This is a genomic window from Kitasatospora sp. NPDC054939, from assembly GCF_053610105.1.
The window spans coordinates 38,189-60,703 of the sequence record NZ_JBSGXP010000034.1 but is presented as its reverse complement, the minus strand read 5'-3'; the positions used below and the strand labels follow the sequence as shown (position 1 = coordinate 60,703).

The 22,515-nt window shown below is 69.6% G+C and carries 17 protein-coding genes; 3 read left to right on the top strand and 14 right to left on the bottom strand.

All coding sequences use genetic code 11. From position 1 onward, the window contains the following. Nucleotides 1-98: 98 nt before the first annotated feature. On the bottom strand, nt 99-728 hold the full coding sequence (locus tag ACWGB8_RS13005) for a DNA-binding protein (protein WP_452213045.1): 630 nt from the start codon (nt 726-728) through the stop codon (nt 99-101). Nucleotides 729-1,122: 394 nt separating this feature from the next. Between ACWGB8_RS13005 and ACWGB8_RS13000 the strand changes: the two genes are divergently transcribed. Next, nucleotides 1,123-1,821, top strand: coding sequence for a hypothetical protein (locus ACWGB8_RS13000; protein WP_452213043.1), 699 nt, complete (start codon nt 1,123-1,125; stop codon nt 1,819-1,821). 117 nt (nt 1,822-1,938) lie between these two features. On the opposite strand, the gene ACWGB8_RS12995 is transcribed toward ACWGB8_RS13000, so the two are convergent. From ACWGB8_RS12995 to ACWGB8_RS12935, 13 genes are all read right to left on the bottom strand, one after another. Further along, nucleotides 1,939-3,342 (bottom strand): SAVED domain-containing protein, encoded by a 1,404-nt coding sequence (locus ACWGB8_RS12995; protein ID WP_452213042.1) that lies wholly within the window; start codon nt 3,340-3,342, stop codon nt 1,939-1,941. A gap of 72 nt (nt 3,343-3,414) precedes the next feature. After that, the gene (locus ACWGB8_RS12990; RefSeq protein ID WP_452213040.1) at nt 3,415-4,338 is read right to left on the bottom strand and encodes an AAA family ATPase; all 924 of its coding nucleotides are present in this window, start codon (nt 4,336-4,338) and stop codon (nt 3,415-3,417) included. A 29-nt stretch (nt 4,339-4,367) separates the two neighbouring features. Continuing rightward, complete coding sequence (locus tag ACWGB8_RS12985) at nt 4,368-4,877, bottom strand: HORMA-1 domain-containing protein (protein ID WP_452213038.1); 510 nt, start codon at nt 4,875-4,877, stop codon at nt 4,368-4,370. Nucleotides 4,878-4,879: 2 nt separating this feature from the next. Further along, entirely contained in the window at nt 4,880-5,884 is a 1,005-nt protein-coding gene (locus tag ACWGB8_RS12980; protein ID WP_452213036.1) for a CBASS oligonucleotide cyclase, read from the bottom strand. Between the two features lie 300 nt (nt 5,885-6,184). Next, the gene (locus ACWGB8_RS12975; protein ID WP_452213034.1) at nt 6,185-6,472 is read right to left on the bottom strand and encodes an ATP-binding protein; all 288 of its coding nucleotides are present in this window, start codon (nt 6,470-6,472) and stop codon (nt 6,185-6,187) included. A gap of 516 nt (nt 6,473-6,988) precedes the next feature. Next, nucleotides 6,989-8,320 (bottom strand): Helicase associated domain protein, encoded by a 1,332-nt coding sequence (locus tag ACWGB8_RS12970; RefSeq protein ID WP_452213053.1) that lies wholly within the window; start codon nt 8,318-8,320, stop codon nt 6,989-6,991. 216 nt (nt 8,321-8,536) lie between these two features. Continuing rightward, entirely contained in the window at nt 8,537-9,166 is a 630-nt protein-coding gene (locus ACWGB8_RS12965; protein WP_452213032.1) for a hypothetical protein, read from the bottom strand. Between the two features lie 92 nt (nt 9,167-9,258). Beyond that, nucleotides 9,259-10,281: a hypothetical protein gene (locus tag ACWGB8_RS12960; RefSeq protein WP_452213030.1), complete on the bottom strand. Its 1,023-nt coding sequence runs from the start codon at nt 10,279-10,281 to the stop codon at nt 9,259-9,261. Further along, complete coding sequence (locus ACWGB8_RS12955) at nt 10,248-10,649, bottom strand: replication-relaxation family protein (protein WP_452213051.1); 402 nt, start codon at nt 10,647-10,649, stop codon at nt 10,248-10,250. The genes ACWGB8_RS12960 and ACWGB8_RS12955 overlap by 34 nt, the downstream gene beginning before the upstream one ends. Nucleotides 10,650-11,510: 861 nt before the next feature. Next, entirely contained in the window at nt 11,511-12,038 is a 528-nt protein-coding gene (locus ACWGB8_RS12950) for a hypothetical protein (protein WP_452213028.1), read from the bottom strand. Between the two features lie 16 nt (nt 12,039-12,054). Continuing rightward, nucleotides 12,055-17,538, bottom strand: coding sequence for an RHS repeat-associated core domain-containing protein (locus ACWGB8_RS12945; protein ID WP_452213026.1), 5,484 nt, complete (start codon nt 17,536-17,538; stop codon nt 12,055-12,057). A gap of 98 nt (nt 17,539-17,636) precedes the next feature. Continuing rightward, complete coding sequence (locus ACWGB8_RS12940; protein ID WP_452213024.1) at nt 17,637-18,191, bottom strand: hypothetical protein; 555 nt, start codon at nt 18,189-18,191, stop codon at nt 17,637-17,639. Next, on the bottom strand, nt 18,191-20,128 hold the full coding sequence (locus ACWGB8_RS12935; protein ID WP_452213022.1) for a polymorphic toxin-type HINT domain-containing protein: 1,938 nt from the start codon (nt 20,126-20,128) through the stop codon (nt 18,191-18,193). Before ACWGB8_RS12935 ends, ACWGB8_RS12940 begins: the two co-directional genes overlap by 1 nt. Before the next feature lie 27 nt (nt 20,129-20,155). Between ACWGB8_RS12935 and ACWGB8_RS12930 the strand changes: the two genes are divergently transcribed. Both ACWGB8_RS12930 and ACWGB8_RS12925 read left to right on the top strand, forming a co-directional pair. Then, nucleotides 20,156-20,584: a hypothetical protein gene (locus ACWGB8_RS12930; RefSeq protein ID WP_452213020.1), complete on the top strand. Its 429-nt coding sequence runs from the start codon at nt 20,156-20,158 to the stop codon at nt 20,582-20,584. Nucleotides 20,585-21,222: 638 nt separating this feature from the next. Further along, nucleotides 21,223-22,287, top strand: coding sequence for a D-alanyl-D-alanine carboxypeptidase family protein (locus tag ACWGB8_RS12925; RefSeq protein WP_452213019.1), 1,065 nt, complete (start codon nt 21,223-21,225; stop codon nt 22,285-22,287). Nucleotides 22,288-22,515 lie beyond the last annotated feature (228 nt).

The following is a 22,515-nucleotide window of genomic DNA, read 5'->3' as shown; positions in this document are numbered from 1 at the left end:
TGCGCGGCCGCGACCTGCTTCTCGGCGGCCGTGATCTCGCCTCGCAGCTCACGCAGGCCGGCGAGCTCGGCGGTGTACGTCTTACGGTCCATCAGCGGTCACTCCCCCTCGGCGGCGGGCTGGTCAATGGTGGTCGTGGTGGGGACGTAGGCGATCGGGCCGCCGGAGACCGACGCCAGGCGGGTGCCGAGCAGCAGGCCGGCCAGGCGAGCGTCCTCGGGGTCGGTGGGGTCGGCGGCGTTGGCGGGGGCGGTGAGGTCGGTCAGGTAGCCGGCCAGCCTGGCCTTCGGGAACCGGTACCGGCCCACGGTGCCAGCGGTGCCGTCGGACTCCCACTCGGTGAGGCCAGTCAGCACCGCGACGACGAACCCGGCGACCGTCACCGGCAGCACTCCACCGGCCGCGACCCGGGCCGGGTCGCACCGCCACCAGCCTGACAGCGAGGCCAGCAGCTGCACCCGGTCCAGGCCGGTGCCGAAGCCGATCCAGTCACGGTCCGGCTCGTCCACCTTCGCCGGGGCGTCCGAGCGCAGCACCGCCACCTCGGCCGTGCCGAACACGGACAGGTCAGCGGCGGGCCGGGCCTGCAACTCCTGGAGAGCAGCCAGCGGGAACACCTGCCGACCCTGCTCGCGCACGCCCGGCACCACACCGGTGGCCACCAACTTCTTCACCGTCGGGATCGAACACCCCAGCGCCGTCCCGGCCTGCCCCGTCGTCACGAACACACCCACAACCCCCTTACGCCTATTCACCTAACTTGAAACGCTAGGGCGACCCTACGCCTCCCCACCGACACCTTCCACGCCTTTTTAGTAAGTCGTATAGGCATTCGAGTGAACGGGCGAGCACGGCGCCACGTAACGCAAACCGGGTGACACCAGGGCTTGCTGACCGCGAAGATGACAAGGAGCCAGGACATCCACCATGGCCAGCGGCGCGCAACGCAGCCGCCCACCAGACGGCGAGCCGCACAGCCCCATCCCCCCCACACACCAGTCCCGGCTCGCCCCAAGCAGAACGCCCCCTGGGGCCCGGCCGCCGTCCTGGCGACCGGGCCCCAGAGCCGTTCACCCCCGAGCCAGATCCGCCGCACTCCCGATGATCGAGAGGACCTACCCCATGACGAGCACCCTGTGGCTCAGCCCCGTCGGCCCCGCACAGAGCGAGGAGCTGATCCACTTCACCGGCCGCCCGGCGGGCCGACCCTCCACTCCCGCCGTTCCGGAGCGGATACGCAGCATGAACCCACAGCAGCGGCTCGATAGCATCTTGTCCACGGGGGAAATCCAGGCCTTCCCGGCGTTCGGTGCGCAACAGGCGACGATCAGCTTCTCCGAGAGCCCGCTCGGGCACCTATCTCATCTGATCACCGATCGCGGGTTCCCGCCCTGGGGTGTCGTCGTCACCCGCGCCGGCGTGCTGCGCAACGGCGGAGGCGCCGTCGCCTACCTTCCCGACCATGTCAGCGACGGGTTCCCTACTGAACAGAGGCACTGGGTGGTGCCGTTCAAAACCGACGGACAGGGGGACTGGTCACACGAGCGGGAATGGCGGCTCCCGGCCCCGAACAAGGGCTTCAAGTTCGAGAAGACGCCGTTCACCGCGATCCTCATCGGCGACGCCGACTGGCGCCCCACCCCGGTCGGCACCGGCATGTGGATCGACGGCAGCGACGGCATGCCGTACCAGTGGCCAGAGACCGTGTACTGCGAGGAACAGACCGAGCCGCCGCGGCTGTGGCGCGAGGCGGGGGAGATCTGGGTCTGGAACCCGACGACCAGAACGATCGACAAGTACACCCCCAGCCAGCTGGGCTGACAACGCCGCGCGCCCCGATGGGGCCGAGCCGCCACGGTCCGGCCCGGGCACAGTGGCCGGGCCGGACCGCTTCCCCGGGCTGCTACCGACGACCCCGGGCGTGATTCGGATGAGCCGTTAGGCCTGAACGGTGAAGGCGGGCTGGTAGCCCTCGCCTACCTTGATGTCCTCGTACACCACGGTCTGGCACAGCCGGTTCCACCGATGGCCAAGGAGCAGAGCGAGACCCCGTGGCGTGGCGAGGAAGAGGTGAAGACGCCGTACGGGACGGGTCTGACGGCGCAGGTGGTCGCGGATTCCGACAGCGAGGGCGTTCGCGGCCGAGCCGTCGGGGACGGACTTGTCGTTGGCCACGCCGACGGGAGGGGCGTAGACAAGGAGCTTGGAGACAGGAAGATTCTGGTCGCGCAGGTAGTCCAGCACGTCATCAGTCGGGTCGGTGGCGACGGCAACGGCCACCGCGAGTTCATCGCCTTGGTCGAGCCGGTGCTCCATGACGTCGGGGACCAGGGCTGTGTCGTACAGGTCGGCGCTGGACCAGAGCTGGGAGCCCTGAATGATGGCGAGGTCGGTGCCGGTGACCATGCGGAACGTGGCGCCGATCAGGAACGCCGGAGCAAGACGGAAGTCGCCGGTGACCGAGATGGCGGTGCTGCCAGCAGGCAGGTGCTGGGGCGCGGCCTCGATGTCGGTCTGGAGCTGCTCCCAGGTGTTCGGTGCGAGCGGGTGGCGCTTGTCGAAGGCGGTTTCGCCGTCGAAGCGATCGGCCCAGTCCAGCGCGTAGTCAGCGTTGGCGGCCAGCGGGTCGGGCTTGAGCGTGGCGATCGACAGCACGGCCCGGGCAGGGCCGGCCTTGAGGTCCAGGTCGGCGACGGCGGCTTGGACCATCTCCAGGGTGAGCTCGCGTCGGCCCTCGCGGACCATCTTGGCGACCCAGTTAGCCCCGGCCTCGACGGCCCGCTGGCCATGGCGAAGTCCAGTGACGGCCATCAGCAGCCCGAGGTGCTCCTGGTAGCGGACCATGTCCTGGGCCAGGTCGAAGCGCAGCGTCGACAAGAGCTCGCCGAGTTCGCTCTCGGTCAGGCCTGCGGCTTGCGCCCAGCGGGCTCGGGCCCGACCGAGCTTCGAGCCCGGCCTGCCGGTGGCCGCCTTGGGCATCAGGAGCCCAGTGCGGGCGTCGCGTACGGCCACCAGCTCGTCGGACGGGTCCGGGGCGCGGTTGGTGGCAAGAACCAGGTCGGCGCTGTCGCCCTCCGCGGTCAGCTGCCGCCATGCGAGGGCGATCTTCTTGAGGACCGAGTTGCCGCCAGCCGGACTGGGCTTGGTGAGGTACTCCTCGTTGACCGGGGTGGAGCTGTCCACCGTGTACTTGAGCTGCTTATAGATGCTCGGCGGAGTGCCGCGCAGCAGGACGACGTCGTCGACGTTGCCGACGCCCTCGTATTCGACGCCGACGGTCTGGACCGGGTTGGGCACGCGGGCGGCGTTCTCGCGCAGGAGGGTCAGGCAGGCCTCCCACACAGCGAGGTTCTGGTAGTAGTCGCCGGTGGTCCTGACGCTGGTTGGGCTGGGGGCGGGCAGCGGCTCCATCGGTCAGTTCTCCTCGGTGAACACGGGGGTGGGCCGCAGCGCCTCGGCGAGGCTGAGGAGGTCTTCGCCAGTCACCGGGCGGTCGGGGAAGGCGTTGAGAACGGCGGTGGGGACCAGCCGCTGGGTGAGGTCCGAGAAGGTGTAGCCGGGCCGGTCCGGGGTCGGGCCGGTGAGGGCCACGAGCTTGCCGATGGTGCCGGTGCCGATGCCGAGCCCGTCGAGAGCCTGCGTGAGGACTGCGTGGCGCTGCTGTTCGTCGGGCCGGGTGAAGGTGAACGTGGCGGCGGCCCGGCGCATGAGCGCGGGGTCGATAGCGCCGAGCCGGTTGGTGCATAGCACGACGATGACCGGGACCTTGGCTCCGGCGAGGCTGTCGATGCCTGCGAGGAAGGCGTCGACGCCGGCCCGGTCCTCGTGGTGCATCTGCTGGGCTTCGCGGGACTGGACCAGGGCGTCGGCCTCGTCGACGACGAGGATCTGAACGGAGCGCACGCCGCCACGGGTGTCGGTCGCGCGGGCGCCGACGGTGTGCATGTGGGCGAAGGCCCCGCCGATCAGGGAGGTCATCTCGCCGACCATGCCGCTGCCGCGGGTGGCCAGCTTGAGCCGGTACAGGTAGACGGACAGGTCGAGGAAGTTAGCGAGGTCGCAGCCGAAGGACTCGGCGAGGGCGGACTTGCCGGAACCGACATCGCCGGCGAAGACGAACAGCGGCGCGCGGTCGGCGAACAGGTTGAGCGCGGCGACGTCGCGGCCGTGGTGGTCGGCGGCCCACTGCTGAAGCCGACGGGGGTCGGCGAGGAGCGCGGCCTCCTTGCGCAGGCGCAGCTTCGTGTCGTCCAGGCCCACCAGGCGGCGGTAGCGGTCGTACCGGCTGGCCTCGGGAAGTTCGATGACGGGGTGGAACAGGTCGTCCTGGGTGGTCACGTGGTGTTCCTTCTGCTGGTGGCGCTGGGCTAGAACGCGACGTAGACGTCGCGGGCGACGCCGGCGCCGTTGCGGGCGTAGCCGTGCCCGGCCGTGTTGGTGCCCGCGAGGGTGCTCGGTGCCTCGCCGGTCGTCCGGGAGAACGGCAGGCCGTTCTTGACGTTCTCCTGCTCGCTGCTGGTCAGCAGCAGGAACTTGGTGCTGTAGGTGAGGAAACTGTGGAAGCTGTAGCTGGTGAGGTCGGCGGAATCCGGGAGATTGCCGGCGCGGGCGTCGGTGAGCTGGCCGCCGAGTGTGGCCGTGTACCGCAGGCGCAGCTTCCAGCTGTTGGTGGCGGAGTCGCGGAAGCCGTAGTCGACGGTGTTGAGGTAGCCGTCCCGCAGCAGGAGCGCGACCTCCTCGACGTACTCCTCGATATGGGTGAGGGAGGGCTTCCCGTAGTAGTTGTGCAGGATGCGCAGATCCGCGCCGATCTTCCCGCCGACGTAGCGAGCGTCGGTGATCGTGAAGGAGGCGGATCTGGTGTACGAGCCGGTCATGGTCACACTCCGGGGAAGGCGGGACCGAACAGCTCGCGCCAGCAGTCAAGGGCCGCACCGTTCGAACTCGCGTAGGCAGCCAAGACGAGGATGTCGAGCGTGCTCTTCGCGTGGTTCACCAGCCGCTGGCGGTCGAGCTCGGTGTAACCGCGCGCGACGCTGTTCTCCGGGTTGACCGGGTCCCAGACCTGGATCGGGTCCGAGGAGGAGGCGACGGCGTCGGTGCCGTAGTAGTCGGTGAACACGATCGGGTTCTTCAGCCCGGTGCGCGTGATGTAGGCGAGTACCTGCTCGATTGCCCGCGGGTAGTCATCGACCTGGAGCTTCTCGCCGTTCCAGCCGTTGTCCCACAGGTGAGCGACCACGAGCTCGATCAGGAACGACTTGCAGCGCAGGTCCGGGTCGGCGCTCTTGCTCTCGCGGATCCACGCCTTCAGCAGACGGATCAGCTCCCGGTAGCCGTCGCCGGCCGCGCCCTTCCGCTTCTTCATGAACTGCAGGTGCAGGGTGACGGAGGTGAGCACCTGGGTTCCGTCCCGGGTGACCAGGTAGCCGCGGTCGTCCGGCTCGCCGGTGTAGAGCACCGGCACCACGTCGATCTTCAGTCCGCTGCCCCGCATGGTGATGCCCACCGCGTGGTTCGAGATCACGAAGTCGTCCGCGACCTTCGTCTGGCCGTAGACCTCGATGCAGCGGTCCCGCAGCCAGGTCAGCATGGTCGAGACGTCTATGTCGGTGCTGGTGGTGCGCAGGTAGGCGGCGACGTCCGCGTCGGAGCCCTCGCTCTTGCGGCGGCGGATGGCGGTGTGCTTGGCGGTACTGCCGGACGCCCGGAGCTTCACCAGGTCGAAGTCCGGGTGGTCCTTGATGTGGCCCTCCAGCCGCTCCCGCAGATGTTTGACCTGCCGGCGGCGTTCCTGAGCCTGGTCCTTCGGAACGTTCACCTTGTTCTGCGCGAAGGCCTTGAGGACGTCGTGATCGACGTACCGCTCGCCTGCCATACTCATCCACCCTTCGCTAGCGGGGCGGCCCAAACGGGTCGTATGACAGGGATACCACCCACCACCGACAAACAGGGCACGAGCTTGACAGTGGCGCACCCGTTCTATCAGCCAAGGTAGTTGGCGTTTCCTGAACTGAACATCTCGCAACGGACAGCGACAGCTGCCGGGTTGAGCGGAGTCGGCAGGGCGGCCTCGGCCCACACGCACTTCCCGGTGCTGGCCGGAGCGGTGCCCCACCGGGCGGCAAGAACGACCACCATCAGCAGGCCCGGCCGCCAGCAGCCTCGTCGTCGCTGGGGCCGGTCACCTGGCGGGGGCGGCTTGGTCGTCCACCTCGATGCGCAGTCGGTCACCGGCCGGGCCCAGCCACAGCCGGACTGGGGGCCGGTAGGAGCCCGCGTGCAGGGCTGCGTTCGCGAGCAGCTCCCCGGCAACGGTGACCAGGTCGTCCAGCACGGGACCGGTGGCGCCCCAGTCGGTGATGACGGTGCGCAGCACGGCCACGGCCGGGGAGATGCAGGCGGCCCGCTCGGCCGGGTCGGCGGCGGTGGCGGACACCGTGAGCCGGTAGAAGCCGACGGGGCCGGTCACCGTTCCTGGCCCTGGTTCTCGACCGGGGGCTGGGTGCAGGTGGCGCCCGCCGACAGTGACCAGAGCGATGCCGTACCCGGCCAGGCGGGCCGGTGGCACCGATCATCGGCCGGGTGATGGTGACGACCGCGCCGATCCCGCCGCAGGCCGCCAGCGCGATGACGCGCTGCCGGCCGGGCCGCTCGTCCTGCGGCTGCAGTTCGTCGGTGTCGGCAACGACCGCGGTGAACGCCCAGCCTCGGCGGCCGCGCGGTGCGCGCGCCAGTTGGCGAACAGCTCGTCGGAGGCCCCGTCGGGCTCGGCACGGACGTAGCCGACGGCGGCCGCCGGACGGGGGGTCCCTGCTCGGGTAAGCCGCGTGGCTTCTGCGCCGGGGATGGCTCCGGCTCGGCGGGTACGTTCACGTCGGCTTGGGGTGGCAGCAGGCACTCTGCGGTAACGGATTCTCCATCCTCAGCAGGGCTTGCCGTTGGGGCCTATGCCCTCCCTCAGCTCGGTTCAATTCGACGCGGTGCGTTACAGACGGAAGGTGACGGCACGGGTGGTGGCGTCCGGCTGGCGGTTCAGGCAGCATCCGGGAGTTCTGGTTCCAGGAACCGCGGCACGACCGGCAGGCCAAGTGCATGGAGTGCCGCAGCTTGTTGCGGGGTGAGCTGGGCGGCGTCGCTCCGGCGCTGGTCGATCCAGGTGTCCAGTCTGACGTGGTCGACGTCGACGGTCTCGACGTGTCCGTTCGGGGACCTGAAGGTGGCCTTCGCGGCGGAGGAACTTGCGCGCGGCGCGCAGGCCGCGCGCGAAGCTCATCGCTGGCCCGGTGGTCTGCCGCGACAGCAGCAAGGCGTGGGGGTGGAGGTCCGGGTGATGGCGTGCCAGGAGGGTGAGTTGGGCGAGCTGCCCTGGCTCCAGGGTGTGTTGCCGTTCGATCTGGCGGTCCAGCCAGGCGTCCAGCGAGGGATCTGCTTCATCATCGGCGGGCTGGTAGGCGGGGCGCCAGGTGCTGGTGGCAAGGCGGTGACGCAGTCGGGCGCAGGTGTACTGCCAGTCGATGCTCCAGGCCGGGTTCCAACAGGGGTCGACGGCATTGAGTGCTTCGAGGCGCTCAGGGGGCAGTTCGTCCTCACGAGTCAGGGCTCGCACCTGGTCGAGCCATTGGGCCAGGCCGGAGTCCACGTCGGGGGTACCGGCGTGGACTGCGAGGGTGTGGTGGGCGGTCGCGAAGTCGCGGGCCAGGGCGAGGTAGTGCTCGAAGCTGACGGGTGGGTGGGGCCAGGAGATTCGCAGCGCGTACAGGGCGAAGGCCTGGTCGGGGTCGAGGGTGCCCTCGGCGTAGCGGTTGCGCTGCTCGCCGATCCAGGAGCCGAGGTGGACGCCAGCGGAGTCCCGGTGGTCGGTGGGGACTTCGAGATGGCCGTGCTCCTCGTAGAAGCGCATGGCGGCCTCGTAGCCGCTGTTCCAGCCGTCGCCCTGGAATTGGTGGGCTCGTAGGGAGAGTACGCCGGCGATCTCGTCGGGGCGCTCGGGCTCGGTCAGGACCGGGTCCTCGGAGCGGCGGCCGGAGCCGCGGCGCAGGCGGGTGTAGAACTTGCTGTCAGCGGTGCGCAACCCGTCCAGGATGGCCCACAGGTCGCGGAAGTCGGAGGATTCCATGGCCTCGCGGGTGGTTTGTCCCGGGCGGATGTACACGGGGATGATCAGTGTGGCGATCTTGCCGCTGCCTGGCGGCTGGCGCAGGGCGCGGCCGAGGGTCTGGATGATGTCGACGACGCTGCGTTTGGGGTCGGCGAACAGCACCGCGTCGGCTTCGGGCATGTCGACGCCTTCGCCCAGGCATCTGACGCTGCTGAGGATGTGTGTGTGGGTCTGTCCGGGCAGGAGAGCGGTGCGGCTCTGCCAGGCACTTCCCGCGAAACGCCAGAGTATTGGTGTTGCGCTCAGAACGGGGCTGGCGGCTGTCGACAGCGGCAGCCCACAGTTTCATCGGCTGGTCGCCCTGGGTGAAAGCCGTGGCGGTGCGCGGCAGGGTGCGGGCGAAGGTGCGAGCGGCCGCGATCAGGCGGTGGAACGTCAGGACGCGGCTGAGGCGGTAGTCCTGTACCGCGCGCAGCAGTCCCACCTGCATGGCTGCCAGGCGCAGTCCGTCCAGGTGAGGGGTCGTCTCGGCCGTGGTGAGGATGTCGTACAGGTCCTCCGCGGTACGCCAACTCCTCGCAGCAGGTTCAGGATCCGCTCGTTGCGCTCCGGATAGACGTCCAGGGGTGCCTGGACCAGCTTCGCCTTCTTCTCCATGCTCGCAAGGTCCGCGAGGTGCATGGTCAGGCAGCGGCGCACCCGTTCGCTCCGGGCTGCCGGGCCCAGCAGCCAGACCGCGCGAGCGGCGTTCTCGAGCGCGGCGCGCAGCAGGGTGAACGGGGCGTAGGAGTGCAGCTGCATCTCGCGTACGCCGTCCTTCTCGGTGCCGCGAACCAGGGCGGCGAGGGCCTGAAGATGGTCGGCTGCCACGACGAGGGCATGGTGTGCGCTGTGGGAGAGCTGGTGGGGGTCGGTCTTGGCGTCGTCGCCGGCAAGGGGACTGCCCGGGGCGACCCTCCAGTGGGACGAGTTCGTCATGGTGTGCTCGGCCAGCACATCCACACGCTGGAAGCGAGCAAGCAGAGCGTGGAGGAAGCGATCGTCGGTGGTCTCGCTGGTGGTCATGGCGCATGAGGCTAGGGTGCTTCGCCTGATCGTCACCACCGGGTTTCCGCCAGTTCCCGCCGCCGGGGTAGGAGGAGAGGAGCCACGGGTGCTCATACTCGGTCCTTGGCCGGGTAGAGGGTGGCGTGCTGCACCCGCAGGTTCCACCACGGGTCGGCCGGGGCCGAGACCCGGGCCGCCAGCAGCTCCCACCGGGTGGGCAGCGGCAGCACCAGCGGGCCCAGCTTCTTGTCCGCGCGGGTCTTCTCGCAGTGCGGGCACTCCAGCCGGTTCGGGCCGGCCTTCTCGATCAGCTCCAGGAACGAGCCCGCCTTCCCGCCAATCGAGCCCCGGCACGTCCAACACGGGCGCAGCGCGGCGTTGGCCGTGCGGGCCGTCTCCAGTTGGGCCTGGGCCTTGGCCTCCTGCTCGTCCTTGCGGCGCTGTTGGTCCTTCTCGTGGCAGGTCCAGCAGCGGCCGCCGGGGCGGCGGGTCCGCCTGCGGTGGATCGCGTACACGTAGGTGCTCTCCTCCTTGGGGATGTCGCCGCAGTCGGTGCAGGCCAGGGTGAGCATCAGCTCTTGGTGGGCCTGCTCGGCCTGCTTGTCCCGGGCGTCCTGGCGCTCGGCGTAGGCGTCGCGGGTGAACGGGTTGTCCAGTGCCTCGATCAGGGAGTGCCGCCCGGCGCGGCCGTGCCGCCACCAGACGGGGCCGAGCGGGCCGTGCTCGGCCAGCAGCTGAAGGGTGGTGGCGACGACGGGCACGGCGTCGTCGTAGGTCCGCCAGCCGTCGTCCGTGTCGTCGCGGTCGAACCCCCACCACTGGCCGCGCCAGCAGGGCGCCGACAGGTCGGCCACGGCCTGCTGCCGGTTGGCCAGGGCGAGGGGTCCGGCCCCGGTGAAGACCAGGGCGACGGGCGGGTAGCCCTCGCGGGTGTGGCCGGGCCAGGTCCGCCGCCACCAGTGGACCATCCGGTCGGCCGCGTCCTCATCGGCCAGAGCCGGGTCGTTGTCCTTCACCTTGACGCGGAACAGCTCGCGGTAGGCGGTGAACTTCTGCGCGACCCGCTCCGGCGACATGGTGGAGCGGTCGACCTCCACCATCAGCACCGGCACCCCGATCTCCGGGGCCGCCACACCGCATCCGGGCGCACCTTGCGCCGGCCGCCCGGCAGAACGAACTCCACCTCCGTCGCCCAGTCCGCGAGCGTGCCGACCCCACCCGGCGCGCCCGGCGCGGTGCCGCCCAGGACGAACGCGGCGATCGTCTCGTTGACCGCCATCGCGTGCTGCGCACCCGAGCGCCCCGTGCCCCGCGCCGTGGAGCCCATCTCGGAGCGAGGCAGGCCCAGCACCTGCCCGGCCGCCTCCAGCCCGGCCGTGCCCTCCAACCGCCACGTCTTGTGCCCCGCCCGGGTGTTGCCGTCCGAGGCGACCAGGCCGTGCCCGGCGAGATCACGCAGCGCCTGGCGGATCACCGTGTTCGATGCCGCACCGGGGCGCAGCAGGCGCTGGAGCTGGTCGGCGGTGGCGACCTTGAGAACGCCCAGCGCGCCGAGGACGTCCGAGCGCAGCCGGGCCGTGGAGCTGTTGGGCCAGAGCCTGCCACGCCGGTAGGCGGTGCGGCCCAGCGGGGACCGCCAGCCCAGTAGGCCGGCTCAGGCTCAGCCGACGCGTCCGGCTCGGCCGGCTCGGCGGCGTGCTCCTGGCCGTCGTCCTCGCGGTCGCTGTCGGCTTCCGCCACCGCCTGCGCCAGGTCGTCGTCAGGGGCAGCGAGGGCATCACGCAGCGCGCCGAGCCGCAGCAGGTCCTGCCGGCCCCCCGGGACGTCGAGCAGCTGCACCAGCTCCCGGCCGCCGCGATCAGCGCCAGCACACCCGGCCCGCGATCACATCTGCCATTGCCTCGGGCAGCGCGGCGCGCACCCGCAGATACGCCTCGTAGAGCACCCCTCGCCGTCCAGGCCAGCGGCCAGCGGCGCGACCGGCTCCTCGCGGTCCTCGCCGGGCGCGGGACGCAGCTGGAGCAGCAGGGCATCCTCCAGCCTGCGCGCCGCCCTGGAACGCCCCGGCACGCTCGACAACGCCGCGTTTTCCGCATCATCGCGGCCAGCTCCGCACTGTGCGCCCGCGAACGCGAGATCGCCGACCACGCCGAGACCGCCCTCGCCGCCACCTCCTCGCTGGCCGCCCCGCACCGCGGACGGTGCCATCGCCACCGACCCGGACACAGAATGACCCTCAGTCTGGCGGGTTACGGGACAGCTCTCAAGCATCGGCAACAGTTCCGCACGGGTTCGATACCAGGTAGAGGAGGAACGTCAGCACACGCTTCGGCGCTGAACGGCAACATCCTCAGCCTTGCACTCAATTCCGCCGAGGGAGGAATGAAAATGAATCCATCCTTCCACCAATATACATGCCACCCATTTGCCCATCCGTCATAACCCGATACAGAAATTCAGGAATGGACATCTCGTAAACTAGCCACGTAAACTCACCCTCCTCTTTTACTACAATCTCCCACTTGTCGGGATTTCGGCTACTAGTATTCCAGAAGAAGCTATCCCCAATCTCGGATGCACCCCATTCGATCAAGCCCCCTCGATTCGGGTAGACCTTATAGGGTTCATACAAGTCGGCAATCCAGGCATTTCCAGCCACTCGATCGGCAAGGTCCCTGACCTTCTCCACCAATCCGCGCGTACTGCCAGCTGACTCCGGGACATAAACGTCAATCAATCCACAGAGGCTGCCTGGACCGAATACCTCCGAATATTCTTTATACGAGTCAGGAAGAGCGATTCCAAGCTGCCCCTCCACCACTTCCCAGTCAATCGAAGTGCGGAGACCACGCCACCCCACCACATCCTGCAACTGCGCCAGCCAGTCCAATTGGCCACCTCCACACTTAAGGAACATTGCGTATCGGAATATCGACTTCTGTGCCACGATTGCCTACGGCAGTAATGGCGATGATGTCAGGCAACGGATTCCTTCCATCATAATCAGGCCGAGAGGTGAAGTATATCGACTCCCCGGAATTGAGCGCCGAAAAGATTCGAGCCTCTACTGCCGCCATGTCCACCCGGTTCGGCCTAGAATACATTACAACAAGGTTTCGCCGATCCTCACCGTCCCCGCCCAGGATCCTCGCGAGGAGGTGGCCTCGATTTAGGTCGGCACCGCCCTTGTAGCCCGGAGGGACATTCCAGTGATTCTCGATTGGCCACTCAGTGGGAGTGCCTATAATATTTGTCGGACCCGTAGCCTTCGGATTCTCCAGCTCCCCGGTCACAAAGGTCTTCTTCTTACTCGCCCAATTTATACTAGATATATTTAGACACGCCTGGACGCCCGTAGCGCGACCAACCTTATCCAGGGGCTGATAGTAGACGGCAGTCGGGCCCCCGTTAAGGCAATCCCTTTGAGCTTTACTATCATCAAAGCTCACATTCTCCGCCAAAGTCTCAGAATCCCGATGCAGGAGAAGCCCTGATGAATTCCTTGACCCGGCACTGAAGCGCTCCACTGGCTGCCCACCGAACGCAGTGGTCTGATCCATTGTCGGCTCGGCATTCGGCTCCGACTCCAACAGGTCGAGCAGGGTCGCGGCATGAATGACAGCACTAATGATTCTGATGACATCGCCAGGTTTTGGCGGCTGCCAGTCAGGCTTCGGAGTCGGGCGCTCGACTACAGGCCTCGCCTTGTCGAATACAGGCTTAGGGTCGATCTTCGGCTTCGTTACGCGTGGCGGCTTGGAAGCCACCTTGCACACGGTCATGCAGCCTTGGGGGGAAGGTCCGGGGCCGGGGCCGGGGCCGGGGCCGGGGCCGGGGCCGGGGCCGGGGCCGGGGCCGGGGCCGGGGCCGGGGCCGGGGCCGGGGCCATCTTCAGCACGAGGGCGATTTCGCGCACGGTCACGCGCAGTCTGCTTCTCCGAACCAATACTGTCGTAAACACCGGAACTGACCGACACGGTTTGCGCCCCTGTCGCGGCTTCGGGTGTAAGAAGGTCGATCGTTGAAACCGCGATCGTCGCGCCGGCTGCCGCGCTCGACACCCCCCACGATACGATCCGCGTTCCGGTCGGACTCCATACGCGCATGCTGCCACCAAGCATGCTGAGATTGACCTTTCCGATATTGGGCCCAATTGCCTCAGCACCGATGAATGCCATATGCCCCGTCGGGTCGGTGCCGGTGAGGGGGCTGGCGTTGGCGTAGGTGTAGCGGTTGGCCTGGGCGGAGGGGGTGGGGTCGAGCTGCCAGGAGTCGCGGGCGGTGAAGCCGCCGGTGCCGGGGCGGTACCAGCGGGCGTGCATGTTGACGTCGCCGGTGGCGGGGTCGGTCCAGCCGGACTGGTAGCCGAGGCTGGTGCGGGTGCCGCTGGTGGTGACGGGCTTGCCGAAGGGGTCGTAGGTGGTGGCGCCGGTGACGCTGGTGCCGTTGGTGTCGAGGGTGGCGGTGGCGTCGGTGTGCTGGTCGGTGCGCAGGCGGTGGCTGCTGGTGCCGTCGGTGGCGGACAGCAGGGTGCCGTTGCCGTCGCGGGTGTAGCGCCAGGTGCCGTCGCCGGTGAGGTTGTTGCTTCCTCCGTCGTAGGTGAAGGTGGCGGCGTTGCGGGTGCGCACCCGGTCGAGGCCGTCGTAGGTGTAGGTGATGGAGCCCTCGGTGATCAGGCGGTCGAAGGCGTCGGAGGTGCGCAGGGTCTCGGCGGCGCCGGTGGTGGTGGCGGCGAGGGAGCCCCTGGGGGTGTAGCGGTAGGTGCTCGTGCCGTCGGTCAGGACGCGGTTGCGTTCGTCGTAGGTGGCGCTCTCGGCGCCGTTGCCGGTGCGGTTGCCGGCCGCGTCCCAGGTGTAGGCGACGGTGGTGGGCCCGGAGGTCCAGGAGGTGAGCCGGCCGGCCTGGTCGTAGCCGTAGCGGTTGTCGGTGACCGGGTCGGTGGCGGTACCGGTGACGGTCTTGCGGGTGAGGCGGTCGTCGAGGTCCCACTCGTAGGCGGTGCCGGTGAGCGGGGTGCTGGTGCCGACGCCGGTGAGGACCTGGTCGCCGGTCAGGCGGCCCATGCCGTCGTAGCTCAGGCGCCGCTCGGACATGGCCTTGAGCTTGCTCGCGTCGGCGGGGTCGGGGGCGACGTACCACTGCTTGGACAGGCGGCCGTTGCCGTCGTAGCCGTACCAGTTCTGGGACTGGGTCTGGGGGTTGTGCGCCCAGTCGGCCTGGCCGTCGGCCTTCCAGCCGAAGAAGGTGGAGCCGGTGTCCTTGTCCCAGCGCTTGGTGACGCGCCCGTCGTCGTCGTACTCCCAGGTCTGGTCGGCGGTGAGTTCGGAGCCGACGCGCAGCAGCTGGCCGCGGTCGTTGTAGCTGTAGGACTTGGCGGTGGGGCCGGGGGCGTCGTGCTGGAGCAGGCGCCCGGCCTTGTCGTAGGTGAGGATGCGGTCGGCGGTGGCGGCTTCGGCGCCTTCGCCGCTCTCCTTGACGAGCCGGCCGAGGGGGTCGTGGCTGCGGGTGCGCACGACGGCGCCGGGTTCGGTGAGCTTCACGGCCTGGCCGGCGATGTCGTAGGACGTGGTCCAGGTGCGGTCGCCCGCTGCCGGGTGGGCGGCGGTGGACGGCTCGATGGTGGATTCGGGCAGGCCCCAGGGGTTGAAGGTGTAGACGGTGGTGTTGCCGCGTCCGTCGGTGAGGCGGGTGCGGTTGCCGGTGGCGTCGTGGCCGAAGGTGGTGGTGATGGACTGGCCTGCGGCGACGGGCTCGGTCAGCTTCACCGTGCGCCCCAGTGCGTCGTACTGGGTGCTGGTGACGGCGCCGGTGGTCGGGCTGGTCGAGCTGACGACGCGGCCTTCGAGGTCGTAGGCGGCGGTGGTGGTGCGCAGGACGGTGCCGTCGGGGGCGAGGTTGTCGGTGGCCACGGGGTTGCCGAGGGCGTCGAAGCGGGTGCGGGTGGCTTCGCCGGCCGGGGCGAGGGCCTTGACGGCCCGCCCGAGGCCGTCGTATTCGATCCGGCTGACGCGGCCCAGCGGGTCGGTGCTGGTGACGACCTGGCCTGCCGTGTTGTGGGTGGCGGTGCTGGTGTGGCCGGCCGGGGTGGTGGTGGCGGTGCGGTTGCCGGCGTCGTCCCAGGTGAGTTTGGTGGTCAGGTTGCGGGCGGTCGGGTGGCGCTCGACGACGGTGGCGGTCAGGGGGCGGCCGAGCTGGTCGTAGGTGGACTCGGTGCGGGCGCCGACCGGGTTCGTCGCGGACAGCTGGAGGCCGGTGGGCGTCCAGGTCGCGCTCCACGTGGGCGGGTTGTCGTCGATGGACGGCTGGAGGTGGCCGAGGGAGTTGGGTTCGGTGCGCCGGATCTCGTGGCCGAGGCGGTCGTAGCCGTAGGTGGTGCGCCGTCCTGCCGGGTCGACGGCCGCGGTGACGCGGGAGAGCTTGTCGTACTCGGTGCGGCTGACGGCGGCCAGCGCCGTGGTGGTGCCGGGCGGGGTGTAGGCGGGCAGGTGGGTCTCGGTGGTGCGGCCGAGCTTGTCGAGGGTGGCGCGGGCGATCCGCCCGAGCGGGTCCTTGACGCTGGTGCCCTCCCCGAAGGCGTTGTAGCCGACGGTGGAGACGGGGCGGACGTTCGCTGCCGGCTGCCCGTTGCTCTCCGCTGCGACCTGCGGGCCGGTGGTGCTGATGCGCCGTCCGAGCAGGTCGTACTGGTGGGTCGTGGTGTGGGCGGCGGGGTCGGCGCCGGCGGCGTTGCCGTTGGGCGTGGTCTCGGAGGTGAGCAGGCCGCGCTGGTCGTAGGTGAAGGTGGCGGCGGCGGTGGGGCCGCCGGTGGAGGAGGCGAGCTGGCTGCGGGTCAGGCGGCCGGCGGTGTCGTAGGTGAGGGTCTGGACGCTGTTCTCGCCGTCGCCGACCTTGAGGGTGGTGGAGGTAACGCGGTCGTCGGCGTCGTAGCCGGTGGTGGTGGTGCGGCCCAGGCCGCCGGGGTCGAGGACGCTGGTGGTGACGCGGCCCGCGGTGTCGACGGTGTTGGCGACCGTGGTGCGACCGCCTCCGGTGGTGCGCTTGGTGAGGTGGCCCGCGCCGTCGTACTCGTTGGCTTCCAGTGTGACGGGCCTGGTGGTGCCGTCGGCCTGGGTGACGGCCTGGGCGGTGACCGTGGCGGGCAGGCCGTCGTCGTAGTAGGTGTAGGCGGTGGTGGCGCCCATGGCGTCGGTGACGGAGGCCAGGCGGCCGGCCGGGTCGTAGGCGCGGGATTCGACGGTGAGGTCGCGCGGGGCGCCGCCGTCGCCGTTCCAGCCCTCGATGACGGTGGTGGCGGGCTGGCTGCGCGGGGTGTAGGTGTGGCGGGTGACCTGGCCGAGCGGGTCGGTCACGGTGACCAGGCGGCCGAGGGCGTCGTAGGCGTAGCGGGTGGTGGCGCCCTCCGCGTCCGTCTCGCTCTCCACCCGGCCCGCGGTGTCGAAGACGGCGGAGGTGGTGCGCGCACCGTCGGGGCCGACGATGTCGGCAGTGGTCTCGCGGACGGTGCGGCCGTCCTCGTCGTAGGTCAGCGTGGTGCGGCTCTGGTGCTCGGTGCCGGTGACGGCGTCGGTGACCTTGGGCCCGGTGCTGGTGAGGAGGCGGTTGCTGTCGTCGTAGGTGTAGGTGCTGGTGACCCCGGCGGGCTGGGCGTCGGAGGTCTCGGTGGCCGAAGTCCGGCGCCCGGCGGCGTCGTAGGCGAAGGTGATCTTCAGGCCGCTGGGCATGGTCGTCGTGGCGACGTCCCCGGAGGCGTGGTAGGCGTAGCTGGTGACGGCGCCGCCGGCGGTGGTCTCCGAGGCGAGCAGGCCGGGCGGAGTGGTGCCGCCGCCGACGGCGGGCTCGGTGCCGGTGGTGTAGGAGGCGCGGGTGGTACGGCCATCGGGGCGGGTGGTGGACTCGGGCAGGCCGAGTGCGTTGTAGGCGACCTTGGTGCGGTAGGCGGTGTCGGCGGGGCCGGTGGATCGGGCGTCGCGGGTCTCGACGGGCTTGTCGTTGCGCGGGTCGCGCGGGTTGTCCTTGTTGAGGTGGTAGCTGGTGTAGGAGGTCCAGCAGGAGTTCTTGTCGCGGCAGGTGGTGAGCGAGACGGTGTTGCCGCGCGCGTCCTGGCCGCTGACGGTGGAGTGCCCGTTGGGGTCGGTGACGGTGTGGACGTAGCCGCCGACGTCGTAGGTGTAGCTGGTGGTGCCGCCGGCGGCGTCGGTGCGGGCGATCAGGCGGTTGCCGCGGGTCACGTCGTGGACGTCGGTGGAAGTTTTGCCGTCGGGGTCGGTGAGGGTGACCAGGGAGGCGACCTCCGCGCTCGCGGAGAAGGCGCGGGCCTGGTAGTGCGCGGCGATGCGTTCGGCGCTCAGCGGGTGCTGGTAGAACGCGACCTCGACGAAGGGCCCGATCACCCTGCACCCCCCACCAACTCCCACCCCAGTGGGGCCCCGCCGGAACATCATTCGGGCGGGGCCACACTGATTACCTATATGACCATTCCATGCAGCCGCTACAAATATTCTTGCTGCATTATCCAGTTTATCGAACTCTGCACGTCCAGCCGACTGGCCGAAACCGCCCCTGCAACATAGACGAGCCATCGAAGATTATGAGAGGCAATCACAGGTTCGCCATTAGTGTCAACCCAAATGACTACCTTGTCCTGCGTGACTACGCCATCCCACCAGGCCCAGGGGCGCCGCTCAGGATCGAACGAGAACAGCCATTCTTGCAGCTCCCATGGGTCTTCATCATGAGACTCCTGATACCTACGGGCGGCGCGAATAGCAATCTGTCCAGCAAGCTCTCCAAAGTTCGCATCTTCGCGCGAAACATCAGCGAACCACCCAGGGATCGAATCCTCAGGGAGTTCCTCGCTATCGAAGTCGCTTGTTTCCGCCATGGACACGGCGGCAGCAAGTACCGCCTTTACCCGAGCCAGGTACTCGGACGGACTGACACCCTGGTCAACCGTTACCTCAATCGCAGCGAGGACCTGGGGGGGCATCTGGTCGGATGCCCCATCACGGATTCGACGCAACTCGCCACTGACCGACTCTGACATCACGACCCACCTCCAGCAATAATTCGACCAGACCCAGGGATGATCATACCCTCAAGCTCATCGAGCATACTGCCCGGTATTCCATACAAGCCGGGCTCGTCCGATTTCTGCACGCTCGACGATACATACCTGTTCCAGTCGCGCGGAGATCCGGGCCAGCCACGTGGCTTGCGCTGCGGGGCAACAGAGGAGGTGATCCTGTTCGCATAATCAGAAGGAATATCGAAGGCGACGATATCGGACCTGCCTCCCCTGAATCCGAGCGAATGGCGAATGTCGCCAGACATATTCAGATACAGGTAGCCATCGCCAGAGATCGAGACATTCCCTGAATCATCCACAGCCAGCCGCTGACTATCCGGATGACTGGTCTGAGCCCGATACACAGTCACCGTATTGTCTGGCCCACAGGAATTGTGGACCAAGATCGGGACGCCGCCTGCCAGCACATAGTACGTGTGGAGTTCCGCGACCGTCAGGTTGTACATCCGGGCTTCGCCGCGGACCGCGCGCACGGCCGTGACGGTGACGGACTCGCCCTTGTCGGTGGTGAGGGAGTGACCTGGTACCAGCTCGCCGGCGGGGACCCACTTGTGGGCGGTCTTGTCCCAGAACGGGTGGTTGGCGGTCGTCTTGACGGTGCTGGTGACACCGCCCGCCTTGAGGCGGAGGTCGACGAGGTTGTTGTCGTTGTGCGCCCAGGTGGCGGTGACCTTGCGTCCGCCCTTGTCGGTCCCGGTCCACTGGTCGGCGGCCTGGACCTGGTCGCCGGACTTGATGGACGATATCGCCTTGGTCGAGCCGTCGGCCATCAGGACCGGGGCGTCGGGTGTGAAGCTGCAGGACCCGCCGACGGGCTCCGCGGGTGATGTCGGCCTGGCCGTGGGCGTGGCCGGGGCCTTGGGATCTGCCGGGCTGGTCTTGGGAGCCTGGGGTCCGGACGTCGGCCGGCCCCCGCCGCCGGGCTTGGGTGAGCCCTTGGTGGGCAACAGCTTGGTGAGGGCGTTTTTGATGCCGCCGGCGTTCTTGACGCCTGCGGTGGCGGCCTTGATGCCCTTGGCGGCTACCTGGACTATGCCGACGCCGCCGGTGAAGACCGATGCGACGACTGCCGTGACGCGGCCGACGGTGTAGGCAGGGTCGTTCGTCGGGATACCGAAGAAGTCCGCCATCGGGGTCGGGCTGGCCTGCATCGGAGTGATTCCCGGGAACACCTGCACCCCGGTCTGCTTGCCGATCGCCCCGTTGACGCCCGCGAGGGTGTTGTTGCCCGCCGCATAGAAGTTGTTCTCGTGGATCCAGCCGATCTTCTCGTCCACGAATCCGGCGACCGCCTTGCCCACGGAGGAGCGCACCGAATTCCAGCTCGGCAGCTTCGGCAGCGGAATCGGCACCGGCCACAGGCCGTCCGGGTCCATCTGGTTGATGGGGTCGTTGTTGGCGTAGGTGTAGCCCCCCATCTGGTCGGGGTCACCGGCTATCAGGACCGGGTCGACGCTGAGGAAGCGGCCGAGTGAGGCGTCGTAGTTGCGGGCGCCGAGCAGGTTGAGGCCGCTGGCTGCGTCAAGGGGCTTGCCGAGGTAGCCGCGGTTGTCGGACCAGGCGGCGGGGCTGGGTCCGCGCGGGGCGCCGTACGGGTCGAAGGCGCGCCGGGTGACGGCCTTGGTCGCGGCGTCGATCTGCAGGGTGGAGGTGTTCTGCGGGTCGCGCAGCTGGTAGGTGAGGGCTCCGCTGCCGGCCCGGCAGGAAGCGACCGCCAGGGCGACGGCGATATGGGTCTTGCCGACCCCGGGCGGCCCCAGCAGGGCGGCGTTGGCCTTGGCCTCCGCGAAGGAGAGCGTGGCGAGGACCTGGACACGCTGCTCGTCACCGAACGGATCTTCGGCCCCCTCGGCGCGGCCGTGCAGGCATCCCGATTCATCGCGCTGGCCACCCATCCCGAACTCCGGTCCGACTCCGACCGGGTGGACGCCGTCGAAGAAGCACTCGACGACACCGTCGCCGTCGACGACCCGCGCGTCGCCGAAACGGCCGCCCAGCGCCACGCGTTCGAGAGGACCCTGATGACGGTCCTCGAAGAATCAGGGATCGAGGAGGCGGAAGCGGCCCTCCTCGACGCCGCCCTGTTCACCGCTCACCCGCAGGCCACCGAGGACAATGCGGAAACGGATGCCAGGGACGGTGGCATGAGCGTGTTCGAAGCCGTCACCAAGCTGCCCCACGGCCTCTCCCCCGCCCGGGTGCGCTGCGCAGAACTGGCCCCTCGCCGACCGCGGCTGACCACCCACCCACGGGTCGACCCGGCGAAGCCCGGGGGCCGCACCGGGCGCCACGGCTCCCGGCCGCGTCCTACCCCCACACGGCGAGCCGGATCCCCGGCACTCGGGCGGTAGCAGGATCGGCAGCCCGGGCGTCCACCTTCAGCCGAACCACCCCTCACGCTCCGGCGGACGGTACGGGGACCCCTGCGACCAGGCGCAGCAGCTGCCCGCCCGCGTCACGTCGACCCCTCGGTCCCCGGTTCACCGACCGGCCACAGGCCTGCCACGGGACCCGCCGTCGCGACGGTGTCCTCGACGCGGACATGCGGCGGGAGGTCAGCGACGCTCACCTGTGGACGAAACCGCGGGGTGCTGTCAGCAGACGGTCCTGCCCCCTCCACGCTTCAGGCCGCCGGCACGACGGCCGGGCCCGTGTCCACCGTCCGCCGCGGTACCCGCGACGCGGGCGCTGGGAGGCCGCCGTTGGCAGCCCGTCAACGCCTGCGGGCGCGGGCCGGTTCGGAGGGCGAGGCGGCCGCGCAGGCGTGACCAGCCACCCCCACGTCGACCGGCCGCCCCTGCGCTCGTGGGGAGGACGCTCGTGCCCCTGCGTTGCGCGTCACCGGTACGTGGTTGATACACGATCGCGTGCTTGAGGAAGTCCGGTGACGACCGGCTCGAAGCAGCCGTCCAGGAGTCTGTGGGCACACCCCGGGTGGCCGTCCGTACCACCGGGGCTCCGTGTTCCTCTGCTTCGGGAGGCAGTTGCCGTGTCCGCCGTGACGAAACGTGAAGACCACGACCCCCGCACTGTGCCGGGCCGTCGCCCGGCGCCCCGCCGCAGGGTGCTACAGCTGCTGGCCGCGGTGCTGGTCGCGGGCGTCGGCGGTGGCATGGCGGCGGCCCTGCCGGACGGGCCTACGGCCGGCGGCACCGGGAAAGGAGGCGTGCGGGTGGAGGGGCCGCCGACGCTGCCGGCGCCGGCGCCCGTCGTCGATCTCGATCTGCCGTGGCCGCAGGAGGGGCAGTCGGCGATCGCCGTGACCAAGGTCGGCGTCCTGGGGGTGAACGGGCCGCAGCAGCCGGTGCCGATCGCGAGTGTCACCAAGGTGATGACGGCGTACGTCGTTCTGCGGGACCACCCTCTGCGGGAAGGCGAGGACGGCCCGACGATCACGGTGGACGCACAGGCGGCGGCCGAGTCGGCGTCGACGAGCGAGTCGACAGCTCCTGTGGCTGCGGGCCAGCGGCTCACCCAGCGCAAGCTGCTGGAGGTGATGCTGCTCCCGTCCGCGAACAACGTGGCCCGGCTGCTGGCCCGTTGGGACGCAGGCAGCGAGGAGGCGTTCGTCAAGCGGATGAACGCGGAGGCGGCCCGGCTGGGGATGACCGCGACGACCTACACGGGGGCCAGCGGGATCGAGGCCACGACCGTTTCCACGGCCGCCGACCAGCTGGTGCTGGCCCGCGAGGCGATGAAGGACCCGGCGCTGCGCGCCACCGTGGCCCTGCGCAGCACCGCGCTGCCGGGCCGCGCGGCGCCGTTGCACAACACCAACGCGCTGCTCGACCGTCCCGGGGTGGTGGGGCTGAAGACCGGTTCGAGTACCCCGGCGGGCGGCAACCTGATGTGGGCCCTGGAGGTGCCGGAGAGCGGGGCCGGAACGGGACGTCGCCTCGTCCTCGGCGTGGTGCTGGGCCAGCGCGCCGGTACGACGCCCGCCGAGGGCATGCGGGCGGTGTTGGAGAACAGCGGGCGGCTCGTCGACGCGTTGCGGCAGAGGTTGCCGCAGGTCCTGCCCGCCCTCGATGGCGGCCGCCGGGAGTGGGCGTGAACACGAACACGGACATGGACACGGACACGGCCCCGCCGGCCGCCGCGACGGGGCGCCCCGGCGCAGGGACGTCCGGCTCCGGCGCGTCCTCCCGCTGCCGTCCCCGCCGCTCCCTGCGCCCTTCCCCTGGCCCCCTCCCGCGCCGTCCGGCCCGCCGCAGCCCGGGGCGGCGAGGACGGTACGGGCCGCGCGGGTGGCTGATCGCCGTGGCCGCGCTGCTCGCGGCCG